Raw genomic sequence first — 25587 nt, forward strand, 5'->3', positions numbered from 1 at the left:
CCTCCTATTTTGGTAAAAATTCATTGGTAAATGCCTTTTCAGGATCGAAATCACCTTCAAGAAGCTTATTTTCTGTCATCCAATCACTGTAATTCTTCCAGATTTCAAGCTTTTGTTCACCCCATCGCGGAGCATCATCCTGATACTTGGCTGCAAGCCACTCCTGGCTTTTCTTCACTAGTTTTGCATCAAGATCCGGTGCAGACTTAACTAAGATGTCTGCTGCATCATCAGGATTCTTAATCGCAAACTGGTACCCTTTCGATGCTGCATGAACGAATGCTTTAACCGTCTCGGGATCCTCTTTTATCATCTTTTCATTTGTTGTCAAAACAGGCGTATAGTAATCAAGCTTATCAGAGTATTCGGTTAAGTAAACCATATTAAGCTTTTCATTTCGCAGCTCAGCCTCAATGCCTGTCCATCCATAATAAATCCAGGCAAAATCTATATCCCTTTTAACCGAAGTGAAAAAGTCCGTGTCTCCTGTATTGACTATGTCCACTTTATTTACATCCGCATTCTCTTTTTTCATGAGTGAATCTATAATGGCCTTTTCAACTGGAGACCCCCAGCCACCATACGTTTTCCCTTCAAAATCCTTCGGAGTCTTAATGTTCTTCGCTTCAGGGGAAGCGAATCCAGAGGTATTATGCTGGATGACGGCAGCTACCGAAACAATCGGTACGCCTTGCACGCGGGCCTGCGTAATGCCCTCCTGGTAACTCACGCCAAATTCAGATTTCCCTGAAGCGACAAGCTTATCAGCTCCAGCTTCACCTGGCATGATAATTTCCACATCAAGACCTTGTTCTTTAAAATAACCTTTTTCCTTGGCTACATACAATCCTGTATGGTTTGTATTCGGTGTCCAATCAAGCACGACCGATACCTTTTTTAATTCTTCATTTCCTTCATTTTTAGATACTTCTTCTTTTTCATTAGTTCCGCCTGCACCGCATCCAGCCAAAAGGAACAACGAAGTTAACAGTGGTAAGAATTTATTCAAGTTATTATCCTCCTACACATCATATAAGATCCATATGACGGAACCATAATGGGGCTCCAGGGTCTATTCAAATACTGGATGAAAAAGCAAAAAACGCCCGAAGATGAATTCGGACGTTAACATATAAAACAGAAAGTCAGTAATAATATGTTCCCTCCGCTGGCATCATCCAGATCAGGTTCAAAGAGTCAGCATCTAAAGGATGCAATCTCAGCCAGCAGTACTGGCCCCCCTACATTTCTCGCACATATGAACTTTTCTCTCTCATTATATCAATTCATGGGGAAAAAGGAATACTAATTTGCTCTTCTCACTAATTGGAAAGGTATTCCTTGCACTTTAGGATATCTAGCAAAACATCTTTTGGAATGAAAGAAAAAAATTCTGCAGCTTTTCATTCCAATCTTTCTTGACTGCAACGGTGGCAGACAAGTTCCAAATAGTCATTTCCTTGCTGGCATTCATATAATGAGCATTACCTGTAGACATTTTTGTTTACTGGTTTTATAAACCCTTAATTTCATAAGTAAAAGGTGGATATGATCATGATAAAGATTAATCACAAATGGTTAGATGTCAGTCAAATCCAGCCAGGAATAACATCTGCTAAATCGCTTGAAATTGTCCAATTGCTGGCGGAAGATTCTAACGTTCTTGAATACCGGAATTTTGGAGAGTTTAATTTCGAGATACAACTGAGGAACCGAGTCATTGCGGCAGCTATTGCGTTGGATAAAAGTGAACCAGAGTTTTCCACACTCGAGGAATCGGAAAGCAATAAACAATATTGGCGCCTTTCAAAGGATGGCACCTTTACCCTTCAGCCAGGGATTCTCCCTCATGCTGCACTCGTTGACATTTTCATAAATGGAAGGCTTTATGCTTTCGAATGCGGGACAGCGATAGTCGTCACTTTTTTAAAGGCCATTTTGGATTTAATCGGCCCGAGGAATTTCGACGACCTTTTTTCAAACCTAGTTTTATATGACTGGCACCCTCCACAAAATATGGCTCTCATCATTCATCAAGGAAGGGATTATTTACCAGGTGATTGCGTTTACTTCAAAAACCCTGATCACGACGAGGCAACTCCTGAGTGGCAAGGTGAAAATGCCATATTATTAGGAAGAAACCTCTATTATGGCCATGGGATCGGGATTACCAGTGCACAGGGAATCATCGATGAATTAAATAGCAATAGAAGGCCAAACCCCTCCATATCGGCCTTCCTGACAGATCATATCATTTTCCTGGATAGTTCCTTCTATAGCCAATTCCAACTAAATATCCCCCGTGCAAAGCCCGATCACAGTCCTGTCAGCCTTTCCAATTGTATTGTTTCTGAAATAGGTCCGAAGATTTACCTTACATGACCCCGGCATTCCCCCTATGCCGTAAAACCGTTTTATTAAATACTGGCATAAAAAAATGCTTGGGAGAGCCCTCCCAAGCATTTTTTTCTTATTCATGCACCAATATTCCCTTTGCCTTTGAACCTGCGGGCACTTGCCTGACCCCATTTCGTTATGGATAGTGTATAGACTGCCAAGGCTGACCATATGAACAAAAAGGCTAAAAGATGTGCTTTGGTAAAACTTTCATGATAGACGAATACCCCGATCAATAAAGATAAGGTCGGAGCGATATACTGAAAAATGCCAAGCATCGATAACGGGATCTTCTCCGCCCCTTTTGCAAAATATAAAAGAGGCAACGCCGTGACAATCCCGCCGCCCACCAACAGCAAGCTAGTGCTTCCCGCTGTAAAGAACTGCATTTCCGATCGGTTCATCAAGTATATCAGGTAACCCAGCGCCAAAGGCGTTACCATCATCGTTTCGAGCGTCAGCCCGATCGCCGACTCGGCCTTGATCATTTTTTTTGCCAGACCGTATAATCCAAAGGTCATGGCCAAAACAAGTGAGATCCACGGGATCGTGCCGAAATGAATGCCAAGGATCAAGACTCCGATTCCTGCAAGCAGGAATGAAATGATTTGCGCCCCGCTCAATTTTTCTTTTAAGACTATCACTCCCAATAGTACACTGACTAGCGGATTGATATAATATCCAAGGCTCGTGTCTAGGATCCGTCCAGAGTTAACGGCCCAGATGAACACTCCCCAATTAGCTGTAACAAGCAGTGAAGCCGTCAGTAATGCCGCAAAGAGTTTGGGGTTTCCCATTATGTTTTTGACATAATCAAGAAACGCTTGCCACTTTTTCATGAACATCAATAAAACCAGCATGAACACGAAAGACCATAATACCCTCTGAGCTAAAATTTCCGTTGCACCGACTCCCTGAAGGAACTTCCAGTAAATCGGCACGACTCCCCACATCATGTAAGAAAGGGCTGCATAGATCGCCCCTTCTTTTTGTTCATCGACTTTCATAACCTGCCTTCTTTCCATTTACATTCCTTTATCTGATTCCATCTAACAATCTTGTATGTCCATTTCTTTTTTTGCAACTGTTATTTTTTATCATACATGATTTTATCATCGATGACCGTCATGACAGCCTCGGCTTTTAGGAGATCATCCGGCGCAGCAGCAAAGACATCCAGATTAAACACGGTAAAATCGGCATCGAACCCTTTAATGATCACACCGCGACGTTTTTCGTGGCCGATTGCTGCAGCACTCCCTTTTGTATACAGTGCGAAGGCCTCGTAAACGGAAAGCCTTTCACCCAAGCCATATACGGTACTGTCCTCACTGTTGATTTTCATCCTTGTGACAGCTGCATGAATGCCCAAAATTGGATTCAATGGCTCAATGGGGGCATCAGACCCACCCGCACAAATGATGCCCAAATTCAAATAGGTTTTCCAGGCATAAGAGGATTCCAATAGACCGGCTGGAACCTTTTCTTCCACCCACGGAAAATCGGAAGGGACGAAACCCGGTTGGATATCAAAGATAACCGGCAGCTTTGCCGCCCGCTTCAACAGCTCCGGCCGGACAATCTGCGCATGGATGAGCCGGTCCCTCTGTCCCTTTTTCGGGGGGAGGGCTTCAATTGCGTTCATGACGTATTCAAAAGCGAGATCGCCAATCGCATGGACAGCAATCGGCATTCCGGCATCCCTTGCTTTTTTCACCCATTCCCGAAGCTCGTTTTCAGTGAATATCGCGACTCCATTCGTATTCTTTTGATCTACATAAGGCTCGCTCAACAGGGCTGTGCGCCCGCCTAAGGAGCCATCGGTAAATATCTTCATGCTGTCGAATTTGATATATCGCGTACCTTTCTGATAGCCGCCGCCTGCTGCCAGCATTTCTTCAAACGCTTCGTGATGGACGAGCAAATTGGCACGAAAGGCCATTCCCCGGTCCTCAATCACCGATTTAAACGCCTGATAAGTCGGCATGAAGCCATTGTAATAATGGAGGTCCTCAGTATGTCCGCCAGTCAAACCTAGCTTATATGCGTCTTCTATGGCCTCTGTGAGCGCGTTTTCGATATACTCCTGATCAATGCCGGGAAGACTGTCTAAAATAAGGTTCTGCGCCTGACTTTCTTTAAATAAACCATTTAAACGTCCGTCAGGATAACGACAGATCACCCCGCCTGAAGGTTCTTTAATATCTTCTTTAATATCCGCTTCCAAAAGGGCACGGGAATTGACCACCAAGGCATGACGGCAGATCCTTTTCAATACGATGGGATGTTCTGTCGATATCGCGTCAAGCTCATCCCGTAATATCAATTCAGGACTCGGCCATTCGTTTTCATTCCACCCTTCGGCAACAATCCATTTACCAGCCGGGGTCTTTGAGCATTTATCCTTCAAGGATTTCATGATGGACTCCCTGCTATCCATCAAAGAGAGATCTAAACGAAGCAGCCTTTCACCATGCCCGACCAAATGAAGGTGACTATCCACTAACCCTGGCAGCATCGTTTGTCCTTTTAAGTCGATTTCCCTGGAAATATTGCCAGCATATTCGTTTTTCAAATAGTCCATGCTGCCGGTATCAACAATTACCCCCTTTTCAGTGAAGACTGCCTCCACTTGATCGTTTTCTTTAACCATCGTATAAATCGACCCATTGAACCATAACGTTCCCATTCTGGCTTTACACTCCTTATTAAATGATTGTTACTGTGCAGATATGCAGTAAGTGTACCATCTCATATCACGAATTCCCATATTTATGCTTTTATCCAAACCTCTGTTATATAAAAAAACGCCAGCCGGGTGGGCTGACGGTAATGCTTTCAATCAATTGTTAAGGAGTGCTTCTTCCCTTTTCCGTAAATCCACCCGTTTGATTTTACCTGATGTCGTTTTGGGCAGCTCTTCTAAAAATTCGATTTTCCTTGGATATTTATATGGGGCAGTCAATTCTTTCACGTGCGTTTGGAGCGTCTTGATCAAGTCTTGGCTGTTCGGATCGATATCATCCATCAAGACTACATATGCCTTGACCACATTTCCCCTTATTTCATCTGGACTTGCTATAACGGCACACTCTTTAACATACGGATGCTTAACGAGTGCATCTTCCACTTCAAACGGTCCAATCGTATATCCCGAGCTGATGATGATATCATCTGAACGACCCTCAAACCAGAAATAACCATCCTCGTCCTTTTTCGCTTGGTCGCCGGTGATATAATAGTCCCCCCGGAATTGCTGCGATGTTCGCTCGGGATCTTTAAAATATTCTTTAAAGAGAGCAGGTGTATCGACATGTACGGCAATATCCCCCACTACGCCAGGAGAACAAGGTTTACCGGAATCATCAATGATTTCCACATGGTTGCCCGGAGTCGGTTTGCCCATAGAGCCCAATTTAATTTCCATGCCTTTCGTTACACCTACCAACAGGGTATTTTCGGTCTGTCCATATCCATCACGAACCTCAATATGGAAATGGTTTTTAAAGACCTCGAACACTTTTTGATTTAAAGGCTCTCCCGCTGATACAGCACTATGAAGATGGGATAAATCATAGTCATCAAGGTTATCCACCTTTGCAATCAATCGATACTCGGTCGGTGTGCAGCATAATGCATTCACTTTGTAGTCCTGAAGCAGCTGAAGATATTTTTTTGCTTCGAACTTCCCATGATAGGCAAGGCCGGTCGCTCCTGTTCCTAGAACCGCAAGGAAAGGACTCCAGATCCACTTTTGCCAACCTGGGCCTGCAGTGGCCCAAACCACATCCGTTTCGCTGATGCCGAGCCAGTTTGCAGCAGACGTTTTCAAATGGGCATAAGCCCATCCATGTGTATGGACGACCCCTTTTGGATTTCCTGTCGTTCCGGAAGTATACGATAAGAATGCCATATCCGCACTCTTCGTGTCGGCCATGGCCAGTTGATCGGATTCCTCATCGGCAAGCTCATTCAAATTCAGCCAATTTTCGATTCGTTTTCCGATTGAAAATTTCAGGAGGCTATCCGCTCCTTCTATTTCATTCAATTCATGAGTATATTCATGATAACTGATGATTCCTTTGACATCACCATGATTGACTCGATACTGCAAGTCCTTCGCACGAAGCATTTCAGAACAAGGTATGACAATCATGCCAATTTTCAATGCGGCTAAATACACTTGATAAGCTTCCACTAAACGAGGGATTATGATAAGGACCGTATCACCTTTACCCAGTCCTTTTTTCTTGAAGGCATTTCCAATTTTATTTGCACTTTTTAATAAATTCTCATATGTAAGTTGTTTTTTATCTCCGGTTTCGTTCTCCCAAAGTACGGCAACTTTTTCTGGATCTTTTGCATAACGTTCCATTTCACTCACTAAGTTGTAATGTTCCGGAGCCAATAAGTCTTCACGCTTCATATTCTTCCCCTCCAATTATGAACTCTTAGTACCTACTCATTATACAAGATACTTCTCTAATATTTCTATGTATTTTTACAAATAAATAAAGAGAGCGGGTGTTAGAACCCGCTCTCTGTAGCCATATTTATTAAATTATCTTTTGAATCCTCCGCCTAATTGTTGTTCAGCCATTTGAACAAGGCGTTTTGTGATTTCTCCACCAACTGAACCGTTAGCGCGAGATGTTGTGTCGGCACCAAGTTGTACGCCGAATTCTGTAGCGATTTCATATTTCATTTGTTGTAGAGCTTGTTCAACTCCAGGTACCAATAATTCGTTTGAGCTGTTGTTGTTTGCCATGTGTTTTTCACCTCCTTGTGATTATAGAGTGTGTTAAAACACATGGCTTCATTCGCACTATTTTATTGGTAATTACAGGATATTAAAATAAGTCTTCCATCGCTTCTTCCTTATCGAAAGTTTGACCAGGTTTAACCGTCAATACTTCTGTTTCGGAGACCGCTTTTTCAATCAAGGATTCAAAGTCGACGAAGCTTTCATAGTAATTGACTTTTTCACGTTTCGGTTTCGTTTTTGGGCTTGCCGGCGTAAAGACCGTACAGCAATCCTCGTACGGCAGATTGGATATTTCAAAAGTCTCAAGCTCTCTTGCAATTTTGATGATTTCCGTTTTATCCATCGTAATCAGCGGACGCAGGATCGGTGTATTCGTCACCTCATTGATTGCAAACATGCTGCTCATCGTCTGGCTCGCAACCTGTCCAAGGCTTTCACCGGTAATCAGTGCCATGGCTTCTTCCTTTTCACGGATTCGATCGGCGACCCGCATCATTAAACGACGGGTTGTAGTCATTGAGTAGTTTTCCGGGATTTGTTTTTGAATCAATAATTGGATTTCCGTAAATGGAACGATATGCACTTTCATGCTTCCATTTATTTCTGCCAGCTTGCCCGCCAAATCAATGACCTTTTGACGTGAACGTTCGCTTGTGAACGGTGGGCTGTAAAAATGGATCGCTTCCACGTCCAATCCCCGTTTCATCGAAAGGAATCCCGCAACGGGGCTATCAATCCCGCCTGAAAGCATCAGCATCGCCTTTCCGCTTGACCCGAATGGAAGACCGCCTGCCCCCTGGATGATTTCACCTGTCAAATACACGGCTTCGCGTCTCACTTCCACTAGCAGGTTCAAATCAGGGTTCTTTACATCCACTTTTAAATCTTCTGTATTTCGAAGCAAATGCCCGCCGATTGCCCTGTTAATTTCATCTGTGTTATATGGGAAATCCTTATCCGCGCGTTTTGTCGTGATTTTGAACGTGTTTACCTCTTCAAGAGTATGATTAAGGTAATACAATGCTGCCGTTTTCATCACTTCCAGATCACGCTCTATTTTTATCGCAGGGCTTAATGACTGAATTCCAAAAATGCCTTTCAATCGGTCAATGACAGGCTTATGGTCCGCACCGTTCAGGAGAACGTACATCCGCTCCCGGTTGGCTGTAAGCACTACGCCTTCTATATCTTTTAAACTCCAGCGGATATGTGCCTTCATTTTGTCTACAAAGCCTTTACGGTTTCTTTTTTTCGTGGAGATTTCTCCATAACGGATAATTATATGATCAAATTTCATTTTGCAACCCTCATTATTTTTTCTAAATTAGCGACTATTTTCTGTATCGCCGCCAGAACTTGCTTTGCTTCTTCCATTTCATTGCCATAGGTAGTACTGATTCGGATGACGCTTTCGGAACGAGCTGAATTATGGAACATCGCATCCACCGTTTTGCTTACCGTCCTTTTTTTCGAAGAACAGGCACTAGTCGTCGAAACATATATTCCTTCCGATTCAAGTGCATGCAGCAATACCTCGGATTTAAGTCCCGGAACGGAAAAATTCACAATATGGGGTGCACCCTCTTCAGGACTGTTAACCAACACCCCGTCCATTTCCTTCAAACCTTTATATAAATAAGTTTTGATTTGCTGCAGCTTATCATGATACAGCAATTGATTGTTCATACTAATACGCAAAGCCTTCGATAAGGCAACAATTCCCGCGACATTCTCGGTTCCGCTCCTGATTTTCGTTTCTTGATTGCCACCATGGAAAAGCGGATCGACCCGAACGCCTTCACGAACATAAAGGATGCCCGTCCCCTTCAAGCCGTGCACCTTGTGGCCGGAGATTGTACATAAATCCACATTGGCATCACGCAATGATAACGTAACTTTGCCTGTACCCTGAACATTATCGACATGAAAGAGCACGTTTGGGTATTGTTTTAACAATTTGCCCACTTCAGCAATCGGCTGTATCGAGCCAACTTCATTATTAACATGCATGATAGAAACCAAAATGGTATCTTCCCTCAATGCATGCTTAAGATTCGTTACATTAATTTGCCCAAATTCGTTAACGGGAAGATATGTGATCTCATAACCCATTTTCGTCAATGATTGGCATGCATCTTCTACAGAAGGATGTTCAATCGCTGTCGTGATTATGTGTTTGCCGCGATTTCCCTGAGAGTGGGCGGCCCCTTTAATGGCAAGATTATTTCCTTCCGTCCCTCCGGAAGTGAAATATATTTCCGAACTCTTCACCTTCAATAAATCAGCGATCTGCTTTCTTGCAGCGGAAAGCAGTTTTTCGGATTGCACCCCAAGTCCATGAAGCGAAGAGGGGTTCCCGAAATAGTCCGAAGTTACCTTCATGAATGATTCGATTACTTCGGGATATGGTTTTGTTGTTGCACTATTGTCAAAATAAATCATGGGTTCACCTTCCATGTTTTTGTATCTATGATGGTCACTCTACTAAATATAAGTTTCAATGTTGCTGTTGCAACTTCTAATATTAACATAATTGAATTTGAAAGAGAATGTAAAACACTGGTCCATGAATGATAGGAGACGTGCTACTTTTTATTCCAGCTGAATGATTTAACTTCCCACCTATCTATTCAGGGTCCGGTAAAAGAAAAAAACCCGCCATGGCGGGTTTTCAGGAAAGGACTTCTTCGATGTTCGCCCCGATTTTTTGTAAACTGCCTGGGTCGACCTTTTCTATGGCCGTGGCTGCGGTTTCCAATGCGGCTTGATATTCATAGCTTCGGAATTTGGCTTCGGCTTCCCTAAGGCTCTCGGCAACCATATCGTGACTGCTTCGATAGCGATTTCCGAATTGGATCACCTTTTCGGCCAAATACATATGTTCGATCAATTCTTGCGCTTTTTCGTGGACCCTATTCACCTGTTGAACCGCTTTTTCCAAATAAATATAAACAGCGGCCATCTCAAGCGGCTTTTCTTCAAGTTTCCCCTGAACGTCATCCATGCATTCTTTAGCGTCCTGAAGCACCACTTTATACTCTTCTGGAAGACCTGGAATATTACTTTTTGTAATTAAGCGTCCAGTATCGACCATTTTGCGTTTCAATTCGGCCAGTGAATCCCTGGCATCCATTTCATCTTTTCGTAAAGCCTGTAATTTAACGGTAAAGTCCTTTTGATTTTCCTGTAATTCCTTCAACTGTACAGCCAGCCCCTGCATCTCTTCGCTGATAAGGGAACTTGCCATCACATTATCCTCCATTTTCAAGACGAGCAATTGATGGCGTTTCGAAATCTGGGTAATCTGCTTTTCCATTTTCCGTTGTGCATCGAGCTCATTTTCCGTCAGATGATATGTGTGTTGAACATGTATGGTTTCAACTTTAAGTTTATCGTTTTCATATTCTAGGTCACTTATCGTTTTCCTGAGAACTTCATCATTTTTCAAGATATACTGTTTTGAAAGTACTTCTTTTTCCAAAAGGTCATAAAGCACCTCAATGCTTTCGCGCATTTCTTTAATGCCTTTTTCCACAGCTTCTGTTTCGGCATTTTCCAATTGTGTTTTATATAGTTCCAGTTCCTCCTCAAGCCGTGATATTTCCTGCTCGAATTGGATATGACTCAACAGATACCCTTGTCCTGACATCTCCTCATAACCATCCTTCAATTCATGAAGCTGGGAATGCAGCTCGGATTGGCTATCTACCAATAATTTAGGGAGCATTTCCATTTTAACTGACAGAACCGCCAATTTTTCCTTAATGGATAGGACAAGCTCCCTCGCATTCAAATAATTGCCGTTCACGGTCTCTTCTTCATACTTCTGAAGGATCTGCAATACTTCATCCAAGGAACTTTCCAGCTTATCAGCCGCTTTACCGTAATTATGCCTGTGTGCAAGCAAGGATTTCTTCAATTGACGGTAGGATTCTTTGATATCCTCAATTTCCAATCGATTCTTTTCCTCACTGCCTACGAGTTCATTCAGTTCGTATAAGATCTTTTTGATCATTTCCTCGATTTCATTCAGCTTGACTGTAATTTTGCGCTGTACCTCTTTTGAACGGCTGAAACGGTATTTATCGACGAATTCCTCGGCATCGAATAAAAGTTCTTCGACTTCTGGCATATGATCCGTAATGATGGCGTCCCATTCAATGCGCCAGTTTTCGAACATTTCCTCTGTTTCACCTGTCATGTTCAATTGTTTGACTTTAGAAAGCTCTTCCAGCACGGGGCGGTGCGTGATGCTTATTTTCCAGGATTCCAGTCGATCGATTTCTTTAAAATATCTCTTTTTGAAAAAATAACCCCAAATGATGAAAATCAAAATTAATACAATTACCCCAATTATGTAATCCATGGTAAGCCCCCTGTTCTAGTCCTTACAGTCTTGCTCGTTTATATATCAATTTTAAAAAATGTTAAATTTAATGCTTTTATGATACCATGTTAGCAATAATTTTTGACGAGAAAAATGATTTTTTTGTAGAAAATTGCTACAAATACCTGTTTTTTGGGAGGGAAGGACTATGAAAGCTGACGGTCATGTGCACACTCCGTTTTGCCCTCACGGCTCTACGGATAAATTCGATGAATATATTACGCGGGGAATCGAGCTAGGATTAAAGGAAATCACATTTACGGAACATGCTCCATTGCCACGAGATTTTCAAGATCCTACGCCTGAAAAAGACAGCGGCATGGACGCTGCCCTGCTCCTGGATTACTTTCAAGAGCTCCGCGTACTGAAAAAACGCTATAAAGACAAAATCCTGATCAAAACAGGTCTGGAGGTTGACTTTATAGAGGGGTATGAAAAAGAAACAAAAGAATTCCTCGACGAAATCGGAGAATTCCTTGATGATAGTATACTTTCCGTCCACTTCATCAAGCATCAAGACAGTTGGCATTGCATCGATTTCAGCGAAAATGGGTTTGGTGAGATTGCCAATGAACTAGGTTCAGTGGAATCGGTGTATGCCAAATATTACGATACACTGGAAAAATCAATAGAAGCGGATTTAGGCATATATAAACCAAAACGGATTGGACATATTACGCTTGTCCATAAATTCCAGCATCGATATCCGCCGGCATCAAGTTTTGACGAGCGGGTTTACAAGGTTCTCGATATGATCAAGGCTCAAAGGTATGAACTAGATTATAATGGGGCCGGTCTTGTAAAGCCGCTATGCGGTGAACCCTACCCTCCTGAACGATTTGCAAAGCGTGCTTTAGATCTCGGCATTCCGCTTATTTACGGTTCCGATGCCCATCAGGCTAAAGATTTGGGTCAGGGCCATCAGGCACTGATTGCAGGGTTCAATGGTTAACTCATGTATACACTTCAGGCCGGCCGGCTAACAGTGGCTGTAGGTCTTCGGCGATGAAAAGGGTATCTTGCAGAAAACGTCCGACTTCATTGGCATAAATATTCGTGTAATAGGCTTCCTGCGGGAAGACATGAAGCACATCCATCGCATAATGGGTATGCAGGACAGGGGCCGTCAATAAACCCTTCAACTGCAGCATATACATGGGTACGGAGACCTGCTGGAAACTCCTGCTCTTGATCCCTTGTTCCAAAACATATTGAAAATAAGACTTTTCCTTTGTAAAATAAGTCGAATGAATTTCGCGGTTTAAATTGGAATCGAGTGATGATTCTCCATATATGAACCGTGCAGCTAGGAAGTTTTCCCTCTGGAAAGCGAGAATACCCTTTACAAGATTCATCAAGCAATGCTGCGGGCCTTTAAGTTCCAGCAGTGTCATGTTCGTCTCAAGTACCAGGATATATTCTTCTAAATAGGAAGTGAAACAGAATTCCAGCAACCCCTGCTTATTCTTGAAATAGTAGGCAATATTTGCAGCATTCACTTTCGCTTTATTCGCAATATCCCGTATGGATGTAGCATGATAGCCTTTTAAATGAAATAAATGCAATGCAGCTTCCACAATGGCTTGTTTCGTTGGCGTCTGGCGATTCATTCAGGCAATCCCTCGCTTTCTTTGAGACAAGTCTTGTGGACTACTTCTTCACGGAAGAGCCTGAATCCTTTAGTAAGTTCTCGACAATTTCCCAACAATAAAGCATCATGATTAGAAAGTGCTGTAAAAATATGCGGAAGACAGGTGAACGCTTTTGTTTAATGTCGAAATGTATCAAGGAAAAAAAGAAAAAAACTATGAACTGGTCCAAAAACAACTTCTTGCCTTAATCGAAGATGAAACGAACCAGTTAGCCAATTTAAGCAATGCGGCAGCTTTACTTAATCAGTTTCTCGATGAGATTAACTGGGTCGGCTTTTATTTATACGAAGAAGGCCAATTAATACTAGGACCCTTCCAGGGCCTACCAGCCTGTGTCCGCATTCCAATGGGCAAGGGCGTATGCGGAACTTCAGCGGCAACTGAAAAAACCCTGCGCATAGAGGATGTCCATCAATTCCCTGGACATATCGCCTGCGATGCGGCATCAAGATCGGAAATTGTCATACCGCTCATGAAGGATGGAAAATTGTACGGTGTCCTCGATATCGACAGCCCGGTCACGGACCGTTTTGACGAAATGGATCAGCAAGGATTGGAGAAGTTCGCTGAAATCCTTTCCAATCATCTATAAAGTTAAAGGGAGCGGCAATCCTTGCCTGCTCCCTTTTCCATTACAGGAGCCCACATACATGTATCCGGTCCTTTCCTGAATTCTTCGCAATATATAATGCCTCATGACATTTTTAGAGAACCTTTATTTCACTTTGAAATGATGCAAAAGAAACAGGATTGAACCACATCCATCGCAAGGGCTCCAAAGAAATGTCGGAAACCATCCATAATTCTGTATTCATATTTCATTAAGGCTTACAATTGAAAAAAACTCCCTAAAAATTGTATTTTTTAAATATATTGTATTTCCTGCTGCGATTCTCTTTATCTATTCCTTAATTAATCACAACTGTCCTTGACTCATTGAGCAGAATATTATACAATACTCCTTGTGTAAAATATTGCAGCCTATGTGACAGCCTTTATGTTCTCATTTTGTTCCTCAATACAGAGGTGTATCTCGTAACTCTCTGCTGCTAGGGCGAAGGTACATGAAAACAAAATGGTCATGATCGTACATTCACACGGTTTTTATTTTACCAAAATAAAAACATTTAAAGGAGGAGTCATCCTATGGCTCGTTATACTGGCCCAAGCTGGAAACTATCCCGTCGTTTAGGAATTTCCCTAACAGGTACTGGTAAAGAATTAGAAAAACGCCCTTATGCTCCAGGACAACATGGTCCTAACCAACGTAGAAAAATTTCTGAATACGGAATGCAACTACAAGAGAAACAAAAACTTCGTCACATGTACGGAATCACTGAACGTCAATTCCGTTCAATGTTCGACCGCGCTGGCAAACTTAAAGGTGTTCATGGTGAAAACTTCATGATTCTTCTTGAATCACGTCTTGACAACCTAGTTTACCGTCTTGGTTTAGCTCGTACACGTCGTCAAGCACGTCAACTTGTTAACCACGGTCACATCACTGTAGACGGAAGCCGCGTAGACATTCCATCTTACAAAGTGTCTCTTGGACAAACAATCGCAGTTCGTGAAAAATCACGCAACTTCTCAATCATCAAAGAATCAGTTGAAGCAACTAACTTCGTTCCTGATTTCCTTACTTTCGATGCTGAGAAATTAGAAGGTACTTTCACTCGTTTACCAGAACGTTCTGAATTGCCTGCTGAAATTAACGAAGCTCTTATCGTTGAGTTCTACTCTCGTTAATAACTTCAAAAACCCCATCCTTGGATGGGGTTTTTTTTGCACCTAAACACCCTTGCATGACAAAGCCCGGCTGGGATTCAGCCGGGCTTTGAACAATCATTTCACTAATGTGTATTTCTTCTTGCCGCGACGAACGAGGATGAACTCCCCTTCAATCTTGGCAGCTTCCGTCACTACATATTGCAGATCTGTCACTTTCTCCCCATTTATGGAGATTGCCCCATTCTGAATATCTTCACGGGCTTGACGCTTTGATGGTGAAATTTTCGCTTCAACGATTAAATCGACCAAACCGATATCTTCCTTGCTTTCGCGTTCGAAGCTAGGGACATCTTTAAAGCCCAATTTGATTTCCGCTGCACTTAAATTCTTCACCTCGCCGCTGAATAGGGCGGCAGAGATTTTGATTGCTTGGTCAAGAGCATCCTGACCATGAATCAAACGGGTCATTTCTTCCCCTAAAGCTTTTTGCGCTTTACGCAAATGCGGTTCGGACTGTACGGATTGCTCTAACTCTTCAATCACCTCACGAGATAGGAATGTGAAGAATTTCAAGTATTTCACTACATCAGCATCGGCTGTATTGATCCAGAATTGGTAAAATTCATACGGAGTCGTCTTTTCCGGGTCAAGCCAAATCGCTCCACCTTCCGTTTTACCGAATTTCGTTCCATCCGCTTTCGTTACGAGCGGGATCGTCATACCGAATGCTTTAGCATTCTCATCATTGGATTTTCTGATCATTTCAAGCCCGGTCGTAATGTTGCCCCATTGATCACTGCCGCCAATTTGCAATTTACAGTCGTAATTACTGTATAAATGACCGAAATCAATTCCTTGTAAGATCGTGTACGCAAATTCAGTAAAGGAAATTCCCGTATCCAAGCGGGAAGCAACCGTATCTTTTGCCAGCATGTAGTTAATGCCGATGTATTTCCCGTAATCACGCAAGAACGTAACCATATCGATTTTACCTATCCAGTCATAGTTATTGACCATGACCGCACCATTTTCACCGTCGAATTCAAAGATGTGGGATAGCTGCCCTTTTATGCAGTCTGCATTATAAAGTACTTTTTCCAGCGTTTGCAGCTGGCGTTCCTCTTTTTTACCGCTTGGATCACCAATAAGTCCAGTCGCACCGCCTACTAGCACAAGTGGACGATGACCGTGCTGCTGGAAACGGCGCAATGTCAAGAATGGCAATAGATGTCCGATGTGCATACTATCCGCAGTTGGATCTACACCACAGTATAAAGAAATTTTCTCTTTTTCTAAAAGGTCCTTAAAACCCTCTTCATCCGTTTGTTGATAAATAATCCCTCTCCACTCGAGGTCTTTAAGCAATTCCATTAAATATTCCTCCTCTAACTTAGAAAAACCCGCAAAAAGCACACAAAAACGCCCCTTCATAAAATATGAAGGGACGAATGAATTCGCGGTACCACCCAACTTGAGGACATAATATGCCCTCCGCTCAAGACGAATAACGGCCGTCAACCGTTTCCTGCTACTAATCATTTCACAGCAAATGCTCAAGGAAGTAATTCATCATACCATTTGTACCGATTTCCACTAACCACCGGCTCTCTGAAACAGGGATAGTCTGACTACTGGGTCCTATCATCGCGATCATTTAATCATTTTATTATTGTTAATAAACTTTTATCATACATAAGAATCATTGTCAACATCACCCTTACAGATTCTAGAAAAATAAGAAAGATGCCCTTTCCCCTACCTGTTATATGCTATAATATATGTGATTTCAGGGGGTATGATACGATGAATAATAATCAAAAAGATAGATTTCTAACAATCTGGAAGCAGCTGACCCGTTTTTTTCAAAATGAAAAAACACAAAAGAACGCGCGGGTTACATACCAAGTCATTTGGAATTTAACGCTGATCCTCATTATTGTCGGGATTCTAGGATTCTCATTCGCCGGCGGCGTCGGGGCCGGCTATTTCGCTGCCCTCGTCAATGATGAGCCGGTACGCTCAAAAGAGGATTTGAAAAAAGACATTTACAATTATGAAGAGACCTCTGAAGTATACTTTGCTGATAACGTATACTTGGGCAAGCTTAAGAGTGACCTTGAGCGTGAAGAAGTGTCCATCGATAAAGTTTCCGAGCATCTAAAAAATGCAGTCATCGCTACAGAGGATGAGTATTTTTATGAGCATGACGGAGTTGTCCCGAAAGCCATCCTGCGTGCCGTTTACCAGGAATTTTCGAATGCAACCGTCCAATCGGGAGGAAGTACATTAACACAGCAGCTCATTAAAAACCAGGTCCTCACCAACGAAGTATCATTTGACCGGAAAGCAAAAGAAATCCTTCTAGCGCTCCGGGTCGAAAAGTTCTTTGAAAAAGAAGAGATTTTGGAAACCTACTTAAACGTCTCCACTTTGGGACGAAACTCTTCAGGCCGCAACATCGCTGGTGTCGAGTCCGCCGCTGAAGGTATTTTTGGCGTGGAGGCCAAAGATCTGACACTGCCCCAATCAGCCTTTATTGCTGGATTGCCGCAAAGTCCTTTCGGTTATACGCCATATACCCAGAAAGGAAAACTGAAAGAAAATCAAGAGCCCGGCATCAACCGGATGAAAACCGTTTTAAAGCGGATGTATAGTAACGGATACATAACAAAAGAAGAATATGATAAAGCAAACGCATACGACATAACAAAAGACTTTATCGGTAAAACGGAGATGCCATCCGAGAAATATCCATGGCTCACCTATGAAATCGAAAAACGCTCCATCGAAATCCTATCTGTCAGTCTGGCAAAAGAAGATGGATATGAAGAGAAAGATTTAAAGAATGATGATTTAAAAGATCAATATTTAGCACTTGCCGATCGTAAGCTGCGTCAAAACGGCTATCAGATTTATACGACAATCAATAAAAAGATTTATGACAAGATGCAGGAAGTAACGAAAAACTATCCGAATTACGGATACGATAAGACGGCACAAGTCGTCGATCCTGATACAAAAGAAATGAAAACCGTGAGTGAGCCCGTTGAAGCCGGGGCCATTCTAATCGAAAATAAAACAGGAAGAATCATCAGTTTCGTAGGTGGCCGTGATTTCAAGCGGGAACAGACGAACCATGCAACCGCATCACTGCGATCGAACGGATCAACGATGAAGCCGCTGCTCGTATATGGCCCAGGAATAGAGTTAGGAAAGATCTCACCTGGAAGCGTATCGGCCAACGTACCCATTTCCATTCCAGCAGGAAAAATGTGGCGTCCAGGAAACTATGGCGGCGGTAGCTATACGGGAGTAACGACAGCGCGTGAGGCACTGAAGAATTCCTATAATATCCCGGCAGCGCTCTTTTACATGAAAATAATCAACCAAGGTCCAGCTTCCTATTTGGAAAAAATGGGCTTTACAACAGTGACGAAAGCGGATTACTCTAATCCTTCCATGTCATTGGGAGCTATGTCAAACGGTGTAACAGTTGAAGAAAACGTCAATGCATTTGGTACATTTGCCAATTCAGGGGAGTTCGTCGATGCCTATATGATCGATAAAATCATATCGAAAGATGGCGAGGTCATCTATGAACATAAAGCGAAGCCAGTGGAAGTATTTTCTCCGCAAGCCGCTTACCTGACACTTGATATGATGCGTGATGTCGTAAACAGCGGGACAGCCGCTTCGGTCAGGAACCGACTTGCTTTCTCGAGTGATTGGGCAGGTAAGACCGGAACTTCACAAAACTATTGGGACGCTTGGTTCGTCGCCACCAATCCTAATGTATCATTCGGTACATGGCTGGGATATGACACACCGAAATCCTTGCAAGGGACCTATAATGGTCTTGAATATAATAAACGTAATATGTATTATTGGGCAGATCTGATCAATGCCGCATATAAAGTCGACCCTAAACTCATCGACCCCGATAAGCGATTTGAAATGCCGGGCGGAATTGTAAGCCGTTCCTTCTGTGGCGTTTCAGGGCTGCTGCCTTCAAGTTCATGCCAAAAGGCCGGGCTTGTCAAATCGGATTTATTCATCGCCAAATATGCTCCATCCAAGGCGGATGATAGTTTCATAGATGGACGATATGTATCAGTCGGAAGCAAACGCTATGGAGCCCTTCCGCAAACGCCTGGCGAATTCACAAGCGGCGGGTTCATGTTGAATCCCGATTCATTTGCAGATATCGGATTGAAATATGTCGATGACCCGGGATCCGTGATTCCTGGAGGCGAAAAATCAGGAAATGTCGTCGGGGCGAAAGCGAAATTGAATGATAATGGCAAAGCACCCGATCCCCTATCCATAACGATCAGTAACGATAAGATTACATGGGGCCTGCATCATGAAGGAGATGTCGTCGGTTATCGTGTCTATAAAGACGGCAAAAAAGTGGCGAGCATCAATGCTGGGGAGAGTCTTGTTTACAAAGTCGGCTCAGGCGGTTCCTATTATGTAACGGCAGTAGACATAGTCGGTAAAGAATCATCCCCTTCTCAACATGTTGAAAGCGGCGCTAAAAAGACTGGTTCAAAAGAAGAATCCACAAAAAATAAAGATGATCGTGGAAAAGATAAAATAGCTAACGAGGATAAAAAATCAGATTCTAAAGAAGAGAACGGTTCAGATAAAGAAACAGATAAAGAAGCAGAAGCAGATAAAGAAACAGAAAAAGAAACGGATATAGATAAAAATAAAGAGCCAGCTCAAGACAAAGATCAGAACAAAGAGAATACAGATAAAGAAAATCCAGAGACCGACAAAGTTCAAGACACAGTAAATGATAAAGAGCAAGACACGGATAAAGCCGAAGAAGAGGAAGAATGACACTCTTTTTTGAACTAAAACAGGCTGTCGGTAACCCGACAGCCTGTTTTCCTATAATCACCCAAAAAGGCATCCATGCAATGAACATGGATGCCTTTTCTTTCTCAATAATCAGTATGACTCAGTTTCTCAATCCTCCATCGAGGATAAATCACCAGTTGGCAGATCAAGCTCCCAAGCTTTCAAGACACGGCGCATTATTTTACCGCTTCTTGTTTTAGGAAGTTTATCCCTGAATTCAATTTCACGAGGTGCGGCATGTGCTGCTAGACCATGCTTAACAAATGTACGAATTTCCTCAATCAACTCATCGTTTGCATCGTATCCGTCACGAAGGGCGATAAACGCTTTGATAATTTCCCCCCGAACTGGATCTGGCTTACCGATGACCCCCGCTTCAGCTACGGCTGGATGCTCGACCAACTTGCTTTCCACTTCGAAAGGTCCTACTCTCTCCCCTGCCGTCATGATGACATCATCAACCCGGCCTTGGAACCAGAAATAACCATCTTCATCCATATATGCGGAATCTCCGGAAACATACCAATCACCTGGCATAAAGTAAGATTCATATTTCGCTTCATTCTTCCAGACGGTCTTCATCATCGAAGGCCATCCTTTCTTAATGGCAAGGTTCCCCATTCTATGCGGCGGAAGCTCGTTGCCTTGATCATCCACTATTGCCGCTTTCACACCAGGAATCGGTTTACCCATCGAACCCGGTTTGATTTCCAGGCAAGGATAATTACAGATGACCTGGGCCCCGGTCTCCGTCATCCACCATGTATCATGGATCCGGTGATTGAATACCTTCATTCCCCAACGCACCACTTCCGGGTTCAGCGGTTCACCGACACTTAAAATATGGCGGAGAGAACTCAAATCGAACCGCTTAACGATTTCATCGCCTGCGCCCATCAACATCCTGAAGGCAGTCGGGGCACTATACCATACCGTGACGCCAAAATCCTCCAAGGTCTTGTACCAGGATTCAGGCTTGAATCGCCCGCCTACAATGACATTCGATGTTCCTGTCAGCCAGGGTCCAAAGATCCCGTATGACGTCCCTGTCACCCATCCAGGGTCCGCTGTGCACCAATACACATCTTCATCCTGCAAATCAAGGACCCATCTTGCCGTTTGATAATGCTGGATCATCGCGTTATGAACGTGAAGCACTCCTTTTGGTTTGCCCGTGGAACCGGAGGTATAGTGAAGAATCAGACCGTCGTTTCGATCCACCCATTCAATTTCGAATTTTTTGTCGGCTTCTTTTAACTTTTTATTGAAGTGATGGTACTTTCCTTCTTCTTTTATGTTTTCCCCCACCAAGAATATATGCTTTAAATGGGGTAATTCATCCACTGGGACGCGCGGCAAGAGTTCAGGTGTCGTCACAATCACACTTGCCTCACTATCTTCAAGACGATCCCTTATGGCGCCTTCCATGAAGGCTTCGAACAACGGCCCTACGACCGCTCCAGTTTTAATCGCACCCAACAATGCAAAATAAAGCTCCGGGGAGCGAGGCATGAAGATGAAAACACGATCACCTTTTTCAACATTGGCAATGTTCTTGAACACATTGGCCGCTTGGTTCGTATAATCTTTCATTTCCTTGAATGTATACTTTTCATTTCTATTATCATCTTTGTAATAAAGGGCTACTTTATTCTTTTTGTATGTTTCGACATGGCGATCAATGGCTTCATATGCAAGATTCACTTTACCGGTTTCAGACCAGGAGAATTCCTTTTCCGTCTCAGACCAGTCAAACTTCTTGTATTTTTCATCATAATTCTTTAAATTAAAATTACCTTCCACTACTGGTAACGCTTTCACATTCATACGACAAACTCCCCCTTCATTCGGCTCTATATTTTTATTATAGTATAAAGATAGAATTATCTCAATTTTTAAAATATTGAATACTTCCATATTAGGGAAAATCCCGTTTGCTGAATTTTGAAAATTCCTAGTATAGTGTTATATAGTTAATTTAAATCATATTGATGGCCGGGAAAGAAGAAGCACTGTAACAAAAGATTCAAATATGCCTTGAACTTTCTGAATTATGCCCCTTGTTTTCAAGTATAATTTATGTAAGCTTTCCATTCGGTCAAACTAGACATGCGAGAGTGTAAGATTACTATATAACAAGGGTGGTGAAAGAATGGAATATAATAAGACCTTTTATACTAAGGAACTGCAGACATTAAGCGGAACGCTCATCATCGAGGGGCCGTTAAGCGGCGAAAGAATGTCGGCTTATGAGTTTCACGAAGACTTGGTCGCCTTTCGCCCGCCTGCTTTGCAGCATAAAGCGTTAATAGAGATTGCAGACTTACCTGAGGGCAGGATCTTTATCGCCCGTGAAAATGAAACAATCGTGGGTTATGTAACTTACTTATATCCCGATCCCTTGGAGCGCTGGTCGGAAATCGAGATGGAGGACCTGATTGAACTTGGAGCAATCGAGGTCATCCCTAAATACCGGGGTGCCTCCGTCGGGAAGAACCTAATTCGCCTTTCAATGGAAGACGATTCGGTTGAAGACTTCATCATCATCACCACTGAATACTATTGGCATTGGGATTTGAAAGGGACAGGGCTGAATATTTGGGAATATCGCAAGATCATGGAAAAAATGATGAGTGCGGGTGGCTTGGTCTACTTTGCAACAGATGATCCTGAAATCAGTTCCCACCCGGCCAACTGCCTGATGGCTCGTATTGGCAAAAGAGTCCCGCCGGAATCCATCCAGAAGTTCGACCAATTACGTTTTATGAATCGGTTTATGTATTAAAGAGGCGAGTAAGAGGAGGAAGGAAAATGATTGTTGAAACAATAATGAATGAGGATATTATCACCCTCACTCCAACGGATACAATCCATAGCGCTGTCTTGATCATCAAGGAGAAGCGAATTCGCCATATACCCATTGTCGATGACAGCTTTCAACTTGTCGGATTAGTCAGCGACCGTGATATTCGGGATGCTGCCCCTTCTATATTCCGTACCGAAGAATACAAAAATGATTTACAAAAACCACTATCAAGCATCATGAAAACGGAAATAATCACGGGGCACCCGTTGGATTTCGTGGAAGAAATCGGGGCTGTTTTTTGTGACAACAATATCAGCTGCCTTCCAATTGTAAAGGGAAGGAAGTTAGTGGGCATCATAACCGGTTCTGATTTACTTCATTCATACGTTGAGTTGACTGGAGTCAATCAGCCCGGTTCCCAAATCGAAATCAGAATCCCGGATAAGGCAGGTTCACTTCATGATATTGCCCATATTTTCAAAAGGCGCAATACGAATATCCTGAGCACCCTTGTTTATCCTGAAAAAAATGGAACCGATTATAAAATTCTTGTGATTCGTGTACAGACGATGAATCCATTTATGGTGGTGGAGGATTTGAAGAAAGAAGGCTATACCATTTTATGGCCTAGTCTACCGGGGATTTCACATGAATGATACATCCCTTTTCGTCTATTCGGATGAACTCCTTACCTACAAATTCAACGATGAGCATCCATTCAATCAAAAACGGCTTAAACTCACGCTTGATTTATTAAAAAAACACCATGCCATCAATGATGACCAAATTATCAAGCCCAGAATGGCTACCGATGCAGAATTGGAACTGATCCATGATCACCATTATGTAAACGCTGTCAGATTGGCAGGCCAGGGAAATCTCCCTCCTGAAAAGGCAGTAAATTATGGGCTAGGAACAGAGGATACCCCTATATTCCCCAAAATGCACGAAGCAAGCGCCTTGCTTGTAGGCGGTACCTTGACGGCTGTTGATGCTGTCATGACCGGTCAGTCCCTGCACGCACTTAATCTTGGCGGTGGCCTGCATCACGGTTTCCGTGGGAAAGCCTCGGGCTTTTGCATTTACAACGATAGTTCGGTCGCGATTAAATACCTGCAAAAAAAATATGGGGCGCGTGTCTTGTATGTCGATACCGATGCACATCATGGTGACGGAGTCCAATGGTCATTTTATGATGATCCGGATGTATGCACCCTATCCATTCATGAAACGGGGCGCTACTTATTTCCCGGCACCGGCAATATTAACGAGCGGGGCCAAGGAAAAGGCTACGGCTATTCATTCAACATCCCGGTCGATGCGTTCACTGAAGATGAATCCTGGCTCGATTGCTATAGGGCTTCCTTTAAAGAGGTCATTGAGTTCTTCAAACCGGATGTCATATTAACGCAAAACGGAGCCGACTCCCATTATTACGATCCGCTCACCCATTTATCTGCCACCATGAAGATTTATAGGGAAATACCAAAGTTGGCCCACGAAATGGCCCATAAGTATTGCGAAGGACGGTGGATTGCAGTAGGCGGCGGCGGATATGATATATGGCGCGTTGTCCCGAGGGCTTGGGCGAGGGTCTGGCTTGAAATGACGAATAATGATATCTCAGGTCCCCTATCAAAGGAATGGCTCGATTGCTGGCAGTCTGAGTCCCCTGTTCCCCTACCGGATGAATGGGATGACATGGAGGATATATACGAACCCATTCCGAGGAAGCCTGAAATTACCGAGAAGAATGCCCTGACGCTTGAAAAGGTCCTTTATCCCCTCAGGTCTTCCAAGCAAACGTCGAGAAGCAATGAACAAAGTTAACCAAAAGATCGTTGAAAAACGATCTTTTTTGTTCGGGAATACATTTGAGAAACAAAAAGAGAGTGCCCTCGGGACACTCTCCAAACCAGTTTATTTCGTTGATTGACGGTTTTCAATCCGATGTGGCAGGATTACTTTTTCAAGACCTTCCTCCACTTGCTCTTTATTCATCAACTTTGTAAGAAGCCTCATCGCAACCGCACCTATATCATATAAAGGTTGAACGATCGTCGTGATTTGAGGACGCACCATCAATGTCAATCTCGTGTTATCGAAGCTGATAACTTCAAAGTCTTCCGGAACATTATACCCTTTGTCCTGTGCGGCATGGACAATTCCAAGCGCCATTTCATCAGCACCGGCGATGAATGCCGTCGGTCTGTTTTCAGCTTCCAGGTACTTTTCAAAAGACTCAATTCCTGAATCATATGTATAATCACCTTCAACTATATAACTTTCATCAAATGAAAGCCCAGCTTCTTTCAACCCTCGTTTATAACCAGTCAATTTCATTTCATTTATCAGCGCGGAAGGGTTTCCGCTTACAAAAGCGATATGCTTGTGGCCTTTTTTAGCGAAGAAGGTCACTGCGTCGAATGCCGCGGCCTCATAATCAATATTAACCGATGGAACTTGTCCGCTTTCATCCACCGAACCTGCCAGAACGATTGGAACCGGTGAATTCTTAAACTCTTTGACATGCTCATCAGAAATGTTGCCGCCCATGAATACGATACCATCCACTTGTTTTCCAAGCATCGTATTCAACAAATGGAATTCCTTATCTATATTCTCATCAGAACTGCTTAGAATGATATTGTATTTATACATGGTGGCTATATCTTCTATGCCCCGTGCCAATTCGGCAAAAAAGATGCTCGAGATATCCGGGATGATGACCCCGACTGTAGTCGTTTTCTTTGAAGCAAGTCCCCTTGCCACTGCATTGGGACGGTACCCTAACTTCTCAATCACATCGGAAACTTTCTTCCTTGTTGCAGGCTTTACATTAGGATTCCCGTTAACTACGCGGGAAACGGTGGCCATAGAAACATTCGCCTCACGCGCCACATCATAAATGGTTATATTATTCATTCATCCATTCCTCCATTTCTTTCATTTTCCCCATAAAAGACCCGAATTATTTCGAAAA

The 25587-nt window shown here is 43.0% G+C and carries 20 protein-coding genes, 1 riboswitch and 1 other annotated feature; of the genes, 8 read left to right on the forward strand and 12 right to left on the reverse strand.

Annotated features, from left to right (window positions below):
* Positions 1-4: 4 nt before the first annotated feature.
* A complete protein-coding gene (locus NYE63_RS21025; protein WP_342602556.1) occupies positions 5-1009 on the reverse strand; it encodes an ABC transporter substrate-binding protein in 1005 nt (334 codons plus the stop codon).
* A gap of 134 nt (positions 1010-1143) precedes the next feature.
* Positions 1144-1253: riboswitch (TPP riboswitch) on the reverse strand.
* A gap of 301 nt (positions 1254-1554) precedes the next feature.
* Here NYE63_RS21025 and NYE63_RS21030 point away from each other — a divergent pair.
* On the forward strand, positions 1555-2382 hold the full coding sequence (locus tag NYE63_RS21030; protein ID WP_342602557.1) for a protein-glutamine gamma-glutamyltransferase: 828 nt from the start codon (positions 1555-1557) through the stop codon (positions 2380-2382).
* 92 nt (positions 2383-2474) lie between these two features.
* On the opposite strand, the gene rarD is transcribed toward NYE63_RS21030, so the two are convergent.
* From rarD to ezrA, 7 genes are all read right to left on the reverse strand, one after another.
* On the reverse strand, positions 2475-3404 hold the full coding sequence (gene rarD, locus NYE63_RS21035; RefSeq protein ID WP_207436851.1) for an EamA family transporter RarD: 930 nt from the start codon (positions 3402-3404) through the stop codon (positions 2475-2477).
* Between the two features lie 80 nt (positions 3405-3484).
* Positions 3485-5086, reverse strand: coding sequence for an amidohydrolase (locus tag NYE63_RS21040; protein WP_342602558.1), 1602 nt, complete (start codon positions 5084-5086; stop codon positions 3485-3487).
* Between the two features lie 153 nt (positions 5087-5239).
* Positions 5240-6823, reverse strand: coding sequence for an acyl--CoA ligase (locus NYE63_RS21045; protein WP_342602559.1), 1584 nt, complete (start codon positions 6821-6823; stop codon positions 5240-5242).
* Between the two features lie 135 nt (positions 6824-6958).
* Positions 6959-7165: an alpha/beta-type small acid-soluble spore protein gene (locus NYE63_RS21050; RefSeq protein WP_207436848.1), complete on the reverse strand. Its 207-nt coding sequence runs from the start codon at positions 7163-7165 to the stop codon at positions 6959-6961.
* Positions 7166-7247: 82 nt separating this feature from the next.
* Positions 7248-8459, reverse strand: coding sequence for a tRNA uracil 4-sulfurtransferase ThiI (thiI, locus tag NYE63_RS21055; protein WP_342602560.1), 1212 nt, complete (start codon positions 8457-8459; stop codon positions 7248-7250).
* The gene (locus NYE63_RS21060) at positions 8456-9604 is read right to left on the reverse strand and encodes a cysteine desulfurase family protein (protein ID WP_342602561.1); all 1149 of its coding nucleotides are present in this window, start codon (positions 9602-9604) and stop codon (positions 8456-8458) included. The genes thiI and NYE63_RS21060 overlap by 4 nt, the downstream gene beginning before the upstream one ends.
* Before the next feature lie 229 nt (positions 9605-9833).
* Complete coding sequence (ezrA, locus tag NYE63_RS21065; RefSeq protein ID WP_342602562.1) at positions 9834-11528, reverse strand: septation ring formation regulator EzrA; 1695 nt, start codon at positions 11526-11528, stop codon at positions 9834-9836.
* A 169-nt stretch (positions 11529-11697) separates the two neighbouring features.
* Here ezrA and hisJ point away from each other — a divergent pair, with 169 nt between their 5' ends.
* Positions 11698-12501 (forward strand): histidinol-phosphatase HisJ, encoded by an 804-nt coding sequence (hisJ, locus tag NYE63_RS21070; protein WP_342602563.1) that lies wholly within the window; start codon positions 11698-11700, stop codon positions 12499-12501.
* Position 12502: 1 nt separating this feature from the next.
* Here hisJ and refZ read toward each other — a convergent pair whose 3' ends face one another.
* The gene (gene refZ / locus NYE63_RS21075) at positions 12503-13159 is read right to left on the reverse strand and encodes a forespore capture DNA-binding protein RefZ (protein WP_342602564.1); all 657 of its coding nucleotides are present in this window, start codon (positions 13157-13159) and stop codon (positions 12503-12505) included.
* A gap of 154 nt (positions 13160-13313) precedes the next feature.
* Between refZ and NYE63_RS21080 the strand changes: the two genes are divergently transcribed.
* A complete protein-coding gene (locus NYE63_RS21080) occupies positions 13314-13793 on the forward strand; it encodes a GAF domain-containing protein (protein ID WP_342602565.1) in 480 nt (159 codons plus the stop codon).
* A gap of 554 nt (positions 13794-14347) precedes the next feature.
* The gene (rpsD, locus tag NYE63_RS21085; protein WP_063232686.1) at positions 14348-14950 is read left to right on the forward strand and encodes a 30S ribosomal protein S4; all 603 of its coding nucleotides are present in this window, start codon (positions 14348-14350) and stop codon (positions 14948-14950) included.
* A gap of 96 nt (positions 14951-15046) precedes the next feature.
* On the opposite strand, the gene tyrS is transcribed toward rpsD, so the two are convergent.
* Complete coding sequence (gene tyrS / locus NYE63_RS21090) at positions 15047-16303, reverse strand: tyrosine--tRNA ligase (protein WP_342602566.1); 1257 nt, start codon at positions 16301-16303, stop codon at positions 15047-15049.
* Positions 16304-16369: 66 nt separating this feature from the next.
* Positions 16370-16586 (reverse strand) — a binding site (T-box leader).
* Positions 16587-16735: 149 nt separating this feature from the next.
* Between tyrS and NYE63_RS21095 the strand changes: the two genes are divergently transcribed.
* The gene (locus NYE63_RS21095; RefSeq protein ID WP_342602567.1) at positions 16736-19777 is read left to right on the forward strand and encodes a transglycosylase domain-containing protein; all 3042 of its coding nucleotides are present in this window, start codon (positions 16736-16738) and stop codon (positions 19775-19777) included.
* Between the two features lie 129 nt (positions 19778-19906).
* On the opposite strand, the gene acsA is transcribed toward NYE63_RS21095, so the two are convergent.
* Positions 19907-21625, reverse strand: a complete 1719-nt coding sequence (acsA, locus tag NYE63_RS21100; RefSeq protein ID WP_342602568.1) for an acetate--CoA ligase — start codon at positions 21623-21625, stop codon at positions 19907-19909.
* Positions 21626-21950: 325 nt separating this feature from the next.
* Here acsA and NYE63_RS21105 point away from each other — a divergent pair, with 325 nt between their 5' ends.
* From NYE63_RS21105 to NYE63_RS21115, 3 genes are read left to right on the forward strand one after another with little or no spacing between them, the layout of a single operon-like run.
* The gene (locus NYE63_RS21105) at positions 21951-22583 is read left to right on the forward strand and encodes a GNAT family N-acetyltransferase (RefSeq protein WP_342602569.1); all 633 of its coding nucleotides are present in this window, start codon (positions 21951-21953) and stop codon (positions 22581-22583) included.
* Between the two features lie 26 nt (positions 22584-22609).
* Positions 22610-23260 carry an acetoin utilization AcuB family protein gene (locus NYE63_RS21110; protein WP_063232682.1) on the forward strand — a complete coding sequence of 217 codons (651 nt, stop codon included), beginning with the start codon at positions 22610-22612 and terminating at the stop codon, positions 23258-23260.
* The gene (locus tag NYE63_RS21115; protein WP_342602570.1) at positions 23253-24434 is read left to right on the forward strand and encodes an acetoin utilization protein AcuC; all 1182 of its coding nucleotides are present in this window, start codon (positions 23253-23255) and stop codon (positions 24432-24434) included. Before NYE63_RS21110 ends, NYE63_RS21115 begins: the two co-directional genes overlap by 8 nt.
* A 90-nt stretch (positions 24435-24524) precedes the next feature.
* Here NYE63_RS21115 and ccpA read toward each other — a convergent pair whose 3' ends face one another.
* Positions 24525-25529, reverse strand: coding sequence for a catabolite control protein A (gene ccpA / locus NYE63_RS21120; protein ID WP_063232680.1), 1005 nt, complete (start codon positions 25527-25529; stop codon positions 24525-24527).
* Positions 25530-25587 lie beyond the last annotated feature (58 nt).

Origin of the sequence: Peribacillus sp. FSL E2-0159, from assembly GCF_038643155.1 — a bacterium.
GTDB lineage: Bacteria > Bacillota > Bacilli > Bacillales > DSM-1321 > Peribacillus > Peribacillus simplex.